The organism is Labrys sp. KB_33_2 (assembly GCF_052114505.1).
Taxonomy (GTDB): Bacteria; Pseudomonadota; Alphaproteobacteria; order Rhizobiales; family Labraceae; genus Labrys.
On sequence record NZ_JBFREW010000014.1, the window covers coordinates 161,698 to 174,788 of the forward strand.

12 protein-coding genes are annotated in these 13,091 nt (G+C 62.7%); 6 read left to right on the forward strand and 6 right to left on the reverse strand.

Annotated elements, in window-relative coordinates; translation table 11 throughout:
• Positions 1 to 61 precede the first annotated feature (61 nt).
• Positions 62 to 466 (forward strand): hypothetical protein, encoded by a 405-nt coding sequence (locus AB4037_RS24310; RefSeq protein WP_441773253.1) that lies wholly within the window; start codon positions 62 to 64, stop codon positions 464 to 466.
• A 117-nt stretch (positions 467 to 583) separates the two neighbouring features.
• On the opposite strand, the gene AB4037_RS24315 is transcribed toward AB4037_RS24310, so the two are convergent.
• The gene (locus tag AB4037_RS24315; RefSeq protein ID WP_434958260.1) at positions 584 to 877 is read right to left on the reverse strand and encodes a hypothetical protein; all 294 of its coding nucleotides are present in this window, start codon (positions 875 to 877) and stop codon (positions 584 to 586) included.
• 243 nt (positions 878 to 1,120) lie between these two features.
• Here AB4037_RS24315 and AB4037_RS24320 point away from each other — a divergent pair, with 243 nt between their 5' ends.
• Positions 1,121 to 2,011: a LysR family transcriptional regulator gene (locus tag AB4037_RS24320; RefSeq protein ID WP_441773254.1), complete on the forward strand. Its 891-nt coding sequence runs from the start codon at positions 1,121 to 1,123 to the stop codon at positions 2,009 to 2,011.
• Positions 2,012 to 2,101: 90 nt separating this feature from the next.
• Here AB4037_RS24320 and AB4037_RS24325 read toward each other — a convergent pair whose 3' ends face one another.
• Together AB4037_RS24325 and AB4037_RS24330 are read right to left on the reverse strand one after the other, a co-directional pair.
• Positions 2,102 to 2,503: a type II toxin-antitoxin system HicB family antitoxin gene (locus AB4037_RS24325; RefSeq protein WP_434958262.1), complete on the reverse strand. Its 402-nt coding sequence runs from the start codon at positions 2,501 to 2,503 to the stop codon at positions 2,102 to 2,104.
• A 37-nt stretch (positions 2,504 to 2,540) separates the two neighbouring features.
• Positions 2,541 to 2,765: a type II toxin-antitoxin system HicA family toxin gene (locus AB4037_RS24330; RefSeq protein WP_441773255.1), complete on the reverse strand. Its 225-nt coding sequence runs from the start codon at positions 2,763 to 2,765 to the stop codon at positions 2,541 to 2,543.
• A 361-nt stretch (positions 2,766 to 3,126) separates the two neighbouring features.
• On the opposite strand from AB4037_RS24330, the gene pheT reads away from it, so the two are divergent.
• Positions 3,127 to 5,544: a phenylalanine--tRNA ligase subunit beta gene (gene pheT / locus AB4037_RS24335; RefSeq protein WP_441773256.1), complete on the forward strand. Its 2,418-nt coding sequence runs from the start codon at positions 3,127 to 3,129 to the stop codon at positions 5,542 to 5,544.
• 217 nt (positions 5,545 to 5,761) lie between these two features.
• On the opposite strand, the gene AB4037_RS24340 is transcribed toward pheT, so the two are convergent.
• Positions 5,762 to 6,733, reverse strand: coding sequence for a hypothetical protein (locus AB4037_RS24340; RefSeq protein WP_441773257.1), 972 nt, complete (start codon positions 6,731 to 6,733; stop codon positions 5,762 to 5,764).
• 724 nt (positions 6,734 to 7,457) lie between these two features.
• Between AB4037_RS24340 and AB4037_RS24345 the strand changes: the two genes are divergently transcribed.
• Complete coding sequence (locus AB4037_RS24345; protein WP_434958266.1) at positions 7,458 to 8,258, forward strand: undecaprenyl-diphosphate phosphatase; 801 nt, start codon at positions 7,458 to 7,460, stop codon at positions 8,256 to 8,258.
• A 92-nt stretch (positions 8,259 to 8,350) separates the two neighbouring features.
• Here AB4037_RS24345 and AB4037_RS24350 read toward each other — a convergent pair whose 3' ends face one another.
• Positions 8,351 to 9,340, reverse strand: coding sequence for a complex I NDUFA9 subunit family protein (locus AB4037_RS24350; protein WP_441773258.1), 990 nt, complete (start codon positions 9,338 to 9,340; stop codon positions 8,351 to 8,353).
• Positions 9,341 to 9,556: 216 nt separating this feature from the next.
• Entirely contained in the window at positions 9,557 to 10,162 is a 606-nt protein-coding gene (locus AB4037_RS24355) for a nucleotidyltransferase domain-containing protein (RefSeq protein ID WP_441773282.1), read from the reverse strand.
• 160 nt (positions 10,163 to 10,322) lie between these two features.
• Between AB4037_RS24355 and AB4037_RS24360 the strand changes: the two genes are divergently transcribed.
• Entirely contained in the window at positions 10,323 to 11,624 is a 1,302-nt protein-coding gene (locus AB4037_RS24360) for an ActS/PrrB/RegB family redox-sensitive histidine kinase (protein WP_434958268.1), read from the forward strand.
• A 712-nt stretch (positions 11,625 to 12,336) separates the two neighbouring features.
• A complete protein-coding gene (locus tag AB4037_RS24365; RefSeq protein ID WP_068290777.1) occupies positions 12,337 to 12,879 on the forward strand; it encodes an ActR/PrrA/RegA family redox response regulator transcription factor in 543 nt (180 codons plus the stop codon).
• The last annotated feature ends 212 nt before the right edge of the window (positions 12,880 to 13,091 follow it).

Consider the following 13,091-nt stretch of genomic DNA (forward strand, 5'->3'; position numbering starts at 1 on the left):
TCGCTTATTTGTTCACGAGGACGAACGAGCCTGCCCTTCGTTCGTGATGGAGCAAACGTCGATGGCCTACTTGACCCCATGGCGCGGCATCAGGATCGACGCGACACCCCAGGGAGAAGCTCCCATCGCCATCAGGCAGGCCTGGATCGGCCTGACCCTGCCGCTGCTGGAAACGGCGCCGTCGGAGCCGGAGACGATGATCGTCGAAATCGGGTTTCGCAATCCGGCCGGCGTCCTCAGCCTTCTGAAGCAGCGTTTGGGTTTCAAGCCGCCGACGGCAATTTGGCAGGCCTATTCAGTGCAGGCCGCGAGCGCCTTGCGCCTGCTCGAGAACCATTCCCCGCAAGCCGCTCGATGGTGGCAAAGAAACACGCCCTGGCTGTTCGAGCCGGCCCAGGTCCTGGCGTTCAACGCGGATTGTTGCGAACTGGTCTTTGTGGACAGGCTCCCCGCCAACGAGCCGTGACGGCCTGCAGGCCATCATCCCTTACCGCAAAAAGGCGGAAGCCCCACCGGGGGCGGGGCTTCCTACGGGCTACCGGGCTGGTGTTGGGGTGCAGGGTCCGATAACCCGAATTCGGGCTCAGTAGCAGACCCTCACGCGCTTCCAGAAGCCGCCGTAATAGCCGTCGACCCAGCGCTTCTCGATGTGGCAGCGGCGATAGTAGACGGGGCGGTAATCGTCGTAATAGCCGCCGCCATAATAGCTGTTGTTATAGGCGGAGCCGGCGAGCAGGCCACCCAGCAGGCCGATACCGGCACCAGCGGCGAAGGCGCCACCACGGCCATAGCGGGCTTCGGCGGTGCCGGTGGTGGCAATGGCGGTGCCTGCCAGTGTTGCGGCAACCAGGGCGCCGGTCAGGATTTTCTTCAACATCGTCTCGTTCCCATTCTTGTCTTGCGCGGGCTGCGCTTGCTTTGATGGGATGACAATGCCACCGCCGCCCCGGCCTCTCCGTGCGATTCGTCACGGGATGCAACCGATGCGTGTTCGGGCGTGCGGGGGATCTTGCAGGCGCTGATTGCCCTTCATCGGCGGCAACGACATAGTAGCGGGCATGAGCAGAGAATCGAACTTACGGGCGCCCCGATCTTCAATCCTCGATTGGAAGGATGGGCCATGATCGACAAGCTCGAATTCCTGATCGCTCTCTCCCGCGAGCACCATTTCGGCCGGGCCGCCGAGATCTGCGGGGTGACCCAGCCCACCCTCTCGGCCGGCATCAAGCAGCTCGAAGGCGAACTCGGCGTCCTGCTGGTGGCGCGCGGCTCGCGCTTCCAGGGCTTCACCCCGGAGGGTGACAGGGTGCTGGAATGGGCCCGGCGCATCGTCAGCGACAGCCGCGCCATGCGCCAGGAGGTCGAGGCGCTCAAGCGCGGCCTCAACGGTCACCTCACCATCTCGGTGATCCCGACGGCGCTCTCCATGGTTGCCTCGATCACCACGCCCTTTCGCGCCCGCCACCCCAACGTGACCTTCACCATCCTCTCGCGCCCCTCGACCAGTGTGCTGCAGGAGTTGGAGGACCTGGCCATCGATGCCGGCATCACCTATCTCGACAACGAGCCGCTGGGGAAGGTCTCGACGGTGGAGCTCTATCGCGAAAGCTATTGCCTGCTCACCGACGTCAATGGCGAATTCGCCGGCCGCAACACGGTGAGCTGGGAGGAGCTCGGCCATGTGCCGCTCTGCCTGCTGACGCCCGACATGCAGAACCGGCGCATCGTCGACCACCTCCTGCGCAATGCCGAGACGCCGGTGGCGCCGACCCTGGTTTCCAACTCGATGCAGGTGCTGCTCTCGCATGTGCGCACGGGGCGCTGGTCGAGCGTAATGCCGGCCATCCTGGTCGAGATGCTGGGCGCCGGCGACCATGTGCGCTCGATCCCCATCGTCGAGCCGCAGGCGCATCACAAGGTCGGCCTGATCACACCCAAGCGCGAAACCCAGACACCCCTGGTCGCCGCCCTGATCGCCGAAGCCAAGCGCTACGCCATGCAAATGGGATGAAGATCATGCGCTTCGCCGCGCCGTTATCGTGTATCCGTGCCGCTTGATGTTCAGAGGTCACCACGACCGTAACGGTGCGGCGCAAATAGGTTACCCTGCAAGCCTGACCCTCGCTGCACTGGCCAAATACCCGCTACGGGTTTCGCCGCGTGCCTTGGCCGCTCGATCGATACGATCAAGCAATCCCTCATCGATCGAGATGTTGATGCGGACGGGTTTGGACGGCAAGTCGACAGGAACCAGGACCAGCACTGCATCCTTGCTCCACTCCACGAATTCGGGATCCACCCGAAGTTCGGAGAGCTCACGGAGCAGAGGAAGCGCCTCGCCATCCTCGACCATACCCTCGACATGCAGAGCCAATGCCTGCCGCCCTTTGGCAATCGCCTCTTCCGCCGAGCCTCCACCCGATACGGCGCCGGGGAAATCAGGGAACGAGATGCCATAAATTCCATTCTCTTCATGGATCAATGCGTATGCCAATGCCCTCATCACACCCTCCTTGGTGATCCGAAGAAGGAGTGGGAGTTCACCACTCCCACCCCGCCTGCTTGAATATCGACCGGAGCGTCCCGGTTGGGATCTCCCTTACTCCCATGTCAACCGTCACTCTTCCGGGCCGGCCGGACCGGGTGAATTGTTGGTGGTCACCCGGCCCTTTCCGTTTCAGCTCCCAACCTTCCTTTTTGAGGCGGCTGACAACCTCTCTCGGTGTCATCGGGGAGCGCTTCACATTCATGTCGTCGCGCCTCATCTGAGGATTGTGTATTGATACACACAATTTAGGCCAACGTCAACGATAAATGTGTATTTGTGTGTATTTCTTGCTGACCGTATCGAGGCAATTGCAGAAAAACATGCCGGATTGCCCCCATGGGGTGTTTCATTCACGATACCAGGGCCGAAATTGGAAGATGACTCTATCGATCGTTGGCGGCGTCAGCTTTGAAGCACAACGCCAAACCAACGGGATGAAATCCCGCCAGAACCCCGCTTCGGTCGCGCTCGGGTATCCCACAACATCGCGCGTTTTCGCTTTCAACCGGGATTTCTTTGCATCTTCCTGCCCGACGCGCTATCGGCATGGCCAAATCGATTGGACTAGGCTGCCCGCAATGAAGTTCACGCTTTCCTGGCTCAAGGATCACCTCGAAACCTCAGCCACGCTCGACGAGATCGTCGCGACCCTCACCCGCATCGGCCTCGAGGTCGAGGGGGTGGAGGACCCTGCCAAGAAGCTCTCCGGCTTCTCGATCGCCTATGTCGTCTCGGCCGAGCAGCATCCCAATGCCGACAAGCTCCGGGTCTGCATGGTCGATACCGGCAAGGGCGATCCGGTGCAGGTGGTCTGCGGCGCCCCCAATGCCCGCACCGGCATGAAATCGGTATTCTCGCCGCCCGGCACCTATATCCCGGCCAAGAACATCACGCTCGCCATCGCGCCGGTACGCGGGGTCGAGAGCCGCGGCATGTTGTGCTCGGAATTCGAGCTCGAAATCTCCGACGAGCATGACGGCATCATCGACCTGCCTGCCGACGCGCCTGTCGGCATGCCCTTTGCCGAATATGCCGGCCTCAACGACCCGGTGATCGACGTGAACCTCACGCCGAACCGGCCCGACTGCACCGGCGTCGCCGGCATTGCCCGTGATCTCGCCGCCGCCGGCCTCGGCAGGTTGAAAACGCCCGCGGTGCCCTCCATCGCCGGCGAAGGCCCCTGCCCCGTTACGGTGACGCTCGATTTCGGCGACACGCCCTCGCTATGCCCCGGCTTTGCGCTTCGCTTGGTGCGCGGCGTCAAGAACGGCCGCTCGCCCGTGTGGATGCAGCGCCGGCTCAACGCCATTGGCCTGCGCCCGATCAGTGCGCTGGTCGACATCACCAACTATGTCACCTTCGACCGCGGCCGGCCGCTGCACGTCTTCGATGCTGCCAAGATCGAAGGCAACCTCACCGTCCGGCGCGCCCGCGAGGGCGAAAACATCGTCGCGCTCGACAGCAAGACCTATGTGCTCAATGACAGCATCTGCGTGATCGCCGACGACAAGGGCCTGGAGTCGATCGCCGGCATCATGGGCGGCGAGCATTCGGGCTGCGACGAGAACACCACCGATGTGCTGATCGAATCGGCGCTGTGGGAGCCACTCAACATCGCCCGCACCGGACGTGCGCTCGGCATCAACACTGATGCGCGCTATCGCTTCGAGCGCGGTGTCGATCCCGCCTTCATGGTACCGGGCGTCGACCTCGCCACTCAGCTCGTGATTGAATTGTGCGGCGGCAAGCCGACCGAGACCCTCGTGGTGGGCGGCGTCACCCCCGCACCCGAGGTGTTGGATCTGCCGGCCCACGAGGTTGCACGCCTGACGGGGCTCGCGACCAGCCTCGCCGAAAGCGCCGACATCCTCGAGCGCCTCGGCTTCGGCGTCATCCGCAAGCCGGACGCGCTGGCGGTGACAGCGCCGAGCTGGCGCCCCGACATCGAAGGCAAGGCGGACCTCGTCGAGGAGGTGATGCGCATCGTCGGCGTCGATTCCATTCCGGTGACGCCGCTGCCGCGCGAGGCCCACGTGCCGCAGCCCGTGCTCACCGTGCTGCAGAAGCGCACCCGCCTGGCCAAACGGAGCCTCGCCGCGCGCGGCCTGATGGAGGCCGTGACCTGGTCCTTCATCGCCAAGGCCCAGGCCGAACGCTTCGGCGGCGGCCAGCCGACGCTGTCGCTCGCCAACCCGATCGCCGCTGATCTTTCCGACATGCGCCCCAGCCTGCTGCCCGGCCTGATCGCGGCGGGCCAGCGCAATGCCGATCGCGGCACCAGCGACGTCGCCCTGTTCGAGGTCGGCCAGATCTTCCGCGGAGATCGGCCGGAAGACCAGAAGATCGCCGCCAGCGGCATCCGCCGCAACCAAGCTCGTCCCGACGGCTTCGGCCGCCACTGGTCGGGGCCGGCAAGCGCGGTGAGCGTGTTCGACGCCAAGGAGGATGCCCTCACTTTGCTGGCCGCCCTCGGCGCGCCGGTCGCGAGCTTCCAGATCGTGTCGGGAGCGCCGTCCTGGTACCATCCCGGCCGTTCGGGCACGATCCAGCTCGGCCCGCAGAACATCATTGGCTGGTTCGGCGAACTGCATCCCTCGGCCTTGGAGGCGCTCGACGCCGATGGGCCGGTGGTCGGCTTCGAGATCATCCTCGACGCCCTCCCGGTGCCCAAGCCCAAGGCGACCAAGACGCGCGGCGTCCTGGCCCTCTCGCCCTTCCAGCCGGTCACCCGCGACTTCGCCTTCCTGGTCGCACGCAAGGTCAGGGCCGCCGACATCGTCAAGGCGACGCAGGGCGTCGACAAGAAGCTGATTTCAGGCGTGTCGATCTTCGACATCTATGAGGGCAAGGGCATCGCCGAGGATCAGAAATCGGTCGCCGTCGAGGTGGTGCTGCAGCCGCAGGACCGCACGCTGACCGACGTCGAAATCGATGCCGTTGCCGCCAAGATCATCGCCGAAGTCGGCAAGAAGACCGGGGCAACGCTGCGCGGGTAAGGCAGGCGCCACGAAGGCAGCCTCCAAGGTGTTGTGAAAGAGAAAAAGGCGGACCCAATTGGGCCCGCCTTTTGTTCGAACTGCATGCCAGCGCGTTCCGGATCAAAGCGTGTTCAGCCACCAAGGCTTGCACCCTGCAAGCAGGGCCCGACGCTTGCAAATTATTGTTGTCGCATCGTTTTTACCGAAAACCGCGTCCACTTTTCGGTATGATCGGTCAGGCTTTGCCACCGGCATACAGAACCGCCTGCAGAAACAGCGCCATCTGCAGGGCGATGAACTTGTCGACGAGTTCGAACAGGCTCCCATGGATCTCGATCGCCCGCCCGCCGGGGGCATGCAAGGTGACATAGCCCTCCTCGGCCGCATCCTCGAGCAGGCGGCGGACATGGACACGCGAGACGCCGAAGCAGTCGGCAACGGCGCCATAATGGAAATGGACGGTACGGTCCTTCAGGATCTCTCCCGGCATTTCCGTCGCAATCAGCTTGAGCAGGATTTCGAACCCGGCATCGCGCGCCATGAACAGCCGCATCTCGGGCACGAGATCGACCAAGGTGCCATGCATCAGGAAATAATTGCTGCAATAGCGAGCCAGCGCGCCGAGGAAGGCATCGTCGATCTCCACCCGCCTGACGGCGTGGTCGACACGTTGCAATTGCGCGAGTGCCTGCAGATAGGGCGTGATGATCTGCTTAGCGATCGTGATACCGGCGCGGGTCGCCTCCAGCCGCTTGATGCGCTTGTCGCGCAGATCCTTGGTCTGACGCAGATAGCCCGCCTGGCGCAACAGGTTCAGCATGGCCCCGATGCGGTTGTGCCCCGCCAAGGCGTGCACGGTGCAGAAAGTCTGGACATCCGCCACCGTGACGCCCGCGGGCGGATCATTGGGCGAGGCGGCAAAGTGGCGGCTCAGCACATAGGCGCCCACGATCAGGCGGATTTCATCCGTCGCCATATGGATGAGCGGCAGATTGGTCCTGAGAATGGAAACGTAGCGACGCGCGAACGCGCTCCGCGCAGCCTTGAAGCCGGTATGCGCTCTCAGGGCCTGGGCGTCTGCAAGGACGGCCGACTGGTAGTTCGGCAGCGGAACGCTGACAGGGTTCTGCAAACCGAAATGGCTGACATTATGAATCTTGGCGCACTCCGATAGAGATCCTGCGCTTCTCCAAGACAACTCGCTCAATCACCACCCCTTTTTGCATGGGATTTTGGCGTCACAACTGAGGACAAGCAAGAAGACGCCCCGGATCGGCTGGGCGTTCACTCACGCCGCGACAACACCGTTACAGCTGCATAGTTCCTATCATGTCGGTAGAAATTTAAAAGATATTTTCTTCTAAGTGTTTGACTACGAATACCTAATGCCTTGTCATTGCGACCTATACCTAACTGGGAGGGATGTCTAATACTTAAGTACTACGCACAGTGCAAATAGGAAACGCTTTCACAAGACGGAAAATATTTCTTCCAATACACCTCTCAAGACACCAAGATAAACTGATGTCTAAATAAATTTATTTGAACAAAATCATATTCCAAAACAGCATTTCCTTCAAAGACGCGCATGACTTAGGTGTCTTCCCAGAAGCTTCCCCCCGCCTTCCCGAGAGGCAGTTTGATTTCAACGTCATGAAAATCATACTGCGAAAGGCTTGCAGAGGCCGGGACAACGACGTCACCATGAATTAGACGTTCTCGAAGGCTGCGACTTCGTCGTGGCCGCTCGCCTCATCGCCGCATGGAAGACCGTGCGGCTGCATCATGGTTACTGTTTGGTTATAACTCGCGCCTAGAATCACCACGATTCCGGCCTGTATCTCGCGTCAGCGAGGTCCAGGGCCGCTCCCATTCATCCCGCACGGGTGCCATGCGGCCGCATCGGCGCCCGATTCTCGCGAAGGCATCCCATGACCCTGGCCAATATTCTGGAAGCGATCATCCTAGGTGTGGTCGAAGGCCTGACCGAGTTCATCCCGGTTTCCTCGACCGGTCATCTCCTGCTTGCAGCCCGCTACCTGAAATTCGAGGGTGACGATTCCTTCGTGATCCTCATTCAGCTCGGCGCCATCCTCGCCTTGCTCGCCGTCTATGCCGAGAGGCTGTGGCGCATCGCCACCGCTTTGCCGAAGGACCGGGAGGCCCAGCATTTCGTCCTCGGCGTGCTGGTTGCCTTCCTGCCTGCCGTGGTCCTCGGCGTGCTGCTCGAGCACAAGATGAAGCAATATCTCTTCAACGTGCCAGTGGTCTGCTACGCCCTGATCGCGGGCGGTTTCGTCCTGCTCGCCATCGAACAGTTCAAGATCGAGAAACGCTTCTCCAATTGCTATGTACTGCCGCTGCCGGTCTATCTGAAGATTGGACTGTTCCAGTGCCTGTCGATGATCCCCGGCGTTTCGCGCTCGGGCTCCACCATCGTCGGCGGCATGCTGCTCGGCCTCGACAAGCGCTCGGCGGCGGAATTTTCCTTCTTCCTGGCGATGCCGACCATGGTCGGCGCCTTCGTCTATGAGTTCGCCAAGTCCTACAAGACGATGACGACCGACAATCTCGGCCTGACCGCCATCGGCTTCGTCACCGCCTTCATCTCGGGTTGGTTCGTGGTGAAGACCCTGCTGGATTTCGTCTCCAAGCGCGGCCTTGCTCTGTTCGGCTGGTGGCGCATCGTCGTCGGCGTGATCGGCCTCTTGGCCTATTACACGATGGGTTGATTGCACGAGGGGCTGAGCGCGAGCCCGCAGCAAAAAGGGCCGGTCTCCATAGAGACCGGCCCTTTTCTTGTTCAGATCGCCGTCGCCGGCCGTCAGGCCACCTTGTTCTCGAACTGGCCGGACTTGCGGAAGCGCCACAGATAGCTCGGCACGATCGCTTCCACCGTCGCCGGCTGGATACCCAGCCCCTCCAGCGTCAGGCCGTCCTTCCTGGCCTCCTTGGACACGATATTGTCGTGGCGCAGCAACGTGACCTGATCGCGCGTCAAAGGCGGGGTGAACAGGCCGAGCGACAAAGTCCGCGCCAGCTCGAACAGGGTCGCCTGCACATTGGCGATGGCGAAGGGCATCGGCACAAGCAGGCGTTTGCGATTGGCCGTCTTGAGCACATATTCGAAGATCTGGCGCAGGGTCAGCACTTCCTGGCCACCGAGTTCATAGGTCGCGCCGGGCTTGAGGGCGCCTTCGGCACCACGTGCCAGCACCTCTGCAACATCGCCGACGAAAACCGGTTGGAACTTGGTCTCGCCGCCGCCGATCAATGGCAGCACGGGCGACATCCGCGCCAGCCCGGCGAACTTGTTGAAGAAATCGTCATCCGGTCCGAACATCACCGAGGGACGCAGGATGATGGTGTCTTCGAAGGCAGCGCGGGCAGCTTCCTCGCCCTTCAGCTTGGTCTTGGCATAGACTGAGTCGGAGCCCGCATGCAGGCCGAGGGCCGAGACATGCACAAAGCGCTGCACGCCGGCGGCCTTGGCGGCGCGAGCGATGGCACCGGGGCCGAAAGCCTGCACGGCATCGAAACTGTTGGCGCCGCGCTCATGCATGACGCCGACGAGGTTGACCACCGCCTCCGCGCCCTCGACGGCGGCGGCGATCGATGCGGGATAGCGCAGATTCGCCTGGACGCCGTGGATCTGGCCGACGGCACCAGCCGTCATCAGATATTGGGCGAGATCCGGACGGCGCACAGCCACCCGCACGCGGAAACCGCGCTTAGCGAGCGAGCGCACGAGATTGCGGCCCACAAATCCCGATCCACCGAAAACCGTGACCAAGCGATCGCTGACTGGCGCCATTTGCTAGAAACCTTCAAGAATGGACGTATCGGGTTTTCCTTAGCGCGGCAGGCCGGGACTGTATAGAGCTGCCGACGCTTTCCATGGGGTACTATGCGATCCTGCCCTGGATCCCCATTGCCAAAGCCTTTGCGAGTGGTCGGAATCACCGGGATCGCAAAGACGCACCGAAACAACAAACAAGCGTTCAACCATCACCGCGCCCGGCTCGGGGGATCACAGCGATCGCAGCCAGTCATGGCCGGGATGGGTAGCTTCCAAGCAGGCCTTGAGCCATTGGCGCTCCGCAGCCTCCAGCTTCGGCAGGGCGTTGCGGAAATCGGCCTCGTCCTTGTCGCGCTGATATTTGGCCTTGAACAGCAGGACGGCGGCCGGCTTGAGATAGGGCAGGCCATCGTCCGTCATGCCGATCATCTCGGCCCGCGGCCTGGTGATGCCAGGATCTCTCTTATAGACCCAGATATGCGGGGTTCCCGGCTCGAGCATCATGTCCACGCGCCAGCATTGCGCCGCCTCGTCCCGGCACCAGATCTGGAAAATGCCGTCCGGCGGCTCCTGGTCATCCGGCAGATGTTCGACGATCCCATCGCCTGCCGTATAGAAGCGCATGCCCGCCAGGGTATTCCGGAACAAGGCAAGATCGCCACGCAGGACGGTGAATTCGAGATCCTCGTGATCGCGGGTCTGATGCCCATGCCAGAGGTCGAGCGCCCAGCCTCCCACCACGCACCAGGGCTTGGGCACGCCCCCTATCCGCCGGGCCAGTTCGGCGGGATGCCAGGCGCGCCAGGTCTCGAGTGCCACGCTGTCCTCGGTCCTCATCAAGCCCCCGCATCCTGCCTGCTTCCCGTCCGGCGCCAGCCCTACGACGCCTTTCCGGCCGATACAATCCAGGCAGAGACAATCCGCTTTGGGCTACCCCGCTTTGGGCGCTAAGGTCTGAATACCGCCGGCGCGATCGCGAGCGTGGCGGAACAGGAGAATGATGACCGCCTCTGTATTGCCGCATGACGGCCTCGGCCTCGATACGCTGCGCCTGGAAACCCTGATTCGCTTGCGCTGGATGGCGATCGCCGGCCAGTTGGTCGCCGTTCTGGGCGTGCGCTACGGCCTCGGCTTTCCCGTGCCGCTGCAGGCCTGCCTGCCGCTGATCGGCGTCTCCATTCTGGTCAATCTCGCCTTGCGGCTGCGCTACCCGGCGACCGAACGCGTCGATCCGGCCCGTGCCGCGACCCTGCTCGGTTTCGATATCGTGCAGCTTGCGGCACTGCTCTTCCTCACCGGCGGCCTGCAAAACCCCTTCTCCTTCCTCTTCCTCGCCCCGGTGATGATCTCGGCGACCTCGCTGCCGCCTCTGATGACCCTCGCGCTGGGACTGCTGGCCATCGGCTGCGCCTCCCTGCTCACGGCCTGGCATCTGCCGCTGCCCTGGTTCGAGGGCCAGGCGTTCGACATGCCGATGCTCTATGTCATCGGCATGTGGTTCTCGGTGCTGCTGGGCCTGGCCTTCATCGGCGTCTATGCCTGGCGGGTGGCCGAAGAGGCCCGCCTGCTCTCCAACGCGCTCGCCGCCACCGAGCTGGTGCTGGCGCGCGAACAGCATTTGTCCCAGCTCGACGGCATGGCCGCCGCCGCCGCGCATGAATTGGGTACGCCGCTCGCCACCATCGCGCTGGTGGCCAAGGAACTCGAGGTTGCCGCGCCGCCGGAAGGCGATTTCGCCGACGATATTCGCCTGCTGCGCAGCCAGGTCGAGCGCTGCCGCGAGATTCTGGGCAAGCTCGCCTCGCTGGGCGACGATGGCGGCACCCCCTTCGCCCGCCTGCCCCTGCCGCTGCTGATCGAGGAAGTTTCCGCACCGCATCGCGATTTCGGCATCGCGATCTCCGCCGAGTTCCAGGGCCAGGAGGAGGACGCCCCCTCGGCCCCGCGCAATCCTGGCATGCTCTATGGCCTCGGCAATATCGTCGAGAACGCGGTGGACTTCGCCAAATCCAGGGTGAGCGTCACGGCGAGCTGGGACGCCAAGACGGTGACTCTCATCGTCGGCGACGATGGTCCCGGCTTTCCTTCCGAAATCATGGGCCGCCTCGGCGATCCCTATGTCACCCAGCGCCGTCCGCGCCTGCCAGGCCAACCGGGCGGCGGCCTCGGCCTCGGCTTTTTTATCGCCAAGACCCTGCTGGAACGTTCCGGCGCAGCGATCGCCCTGGCGAACCGCCCCTGGCCGGAAAGCGGCGCCATCGTCAAGCTGGAATGGCCGCGAGATACCTTCGAACGCTGAGGCTTGAGTTCCACACCGGGACCCGAAATGCGCAGCGACCGGCGCCCCGGCTAAATCTTGCAAGACCACGTTTAGACCTGGACAAGCTTTGTCCAATGATCCTATGCCACTGCATTCTCCAAATTATTTGTATGACCTTTCGTTCAAGAAAGTGCATCGAAACAAAGACTTAATGAAAATTTGCGCTACTATGGTCCTGCACTTTGCTCATCGAGCCGTGAGGAACCCCTGGCGAAGGTCGAGATCAGCCGGATGGCAACAGCGAGGATTGGCGGCACTTGCGTCTTGGTCCGCGAAACGACACGGCGGACTGCCAGTCTTCATCTCGCCACGGTGCGGCGAGGACGTGGGGCCGGCAGACAGGCCGCTCTCATCGGCGTCCCGCAAGCTCCGGCGATCGAGTTCTTTTCGCTCGCCCCAGGCGCTCGCGCCGCTCCCCCGGCCATGATCCATAATAATCTCTGGGGATTGCAATCGCCGCATAACCGAATAAACGATAGCGGGCTGTCGCCAGTGAAATTTCTTCACTTTGCCGCTATAGTCCCCACTGTGGCGAACTGTCGCGCCAAAGGAGGCGATCGGGTCTTCGATCCAAAGAGCCTGACCTCAGGCCCTGGAGGGAGCAGGAGGCTCGCGCTGAATTGGCGAGACGCATTCCCTTCACGCGAAACGGAGCCCCTTCGCTCGAACAAGGATTAGGTGAGTCTGCATTATGGTTGCCCCCGAATTTCCCGATCGTTCGCTTCTTCTCGTCGATGACGACAAGGCGTTCCTGCAACGTTTGGGCCGAGCCATGGAAGCCAGGGGCTACACCGTCACCACGGCCGACACGGTCGCCGAGGGACTGGCGCAGGTGGAGGGCTCGCCGCCCGCCTTCGCCGTGATCGACATGAAGCTCACCGACGGCTCCGGCCTCGACGTGATTTCGCGCCTGAAGGTCAAGCGGCCCGATGCGCGCGGCATCATCCTCACCGGCTACGGCAACATCGCCACCGCCGTTACCGCGGTGAAACTGGGTGCCTTCGACTATATCGCAAAACCAGCCGATGCCGACGACATCCATGCGGCGTTGATGGCCGATCCCAGCCACAAGCCGGAATTGCCGGAGAACCCGATGTCTGCCGACAGGGTGCGCTGGGAACACATTCAGCGCGTCTACGAACTGTGCGGCCGCAACGTTTCGGAGACGGCGCGGCGCCTCGCCATGCACCGGCGCACCTTGCAGCGCATCCTGGCCAAGCGCGCCCCGCGCTGATCTGGCACGCCCCTTCCCTCTCATAAGAAACTTCTAAGCGCCGGCCGGGTCCGCATGCTCCCGGCGGCGCTTGCGCTTCCACCCGCATCCGGCTAGCCCTTGGCGAATCCTGGAGCAAAGCGCGTTCAAGCATGAACGCTCATTTACTTCAGTTCTTTGGTTCGACGCGTCTTTGCGATTCTTGCCGATCCCGGCAGATCGAAAAACGCTTT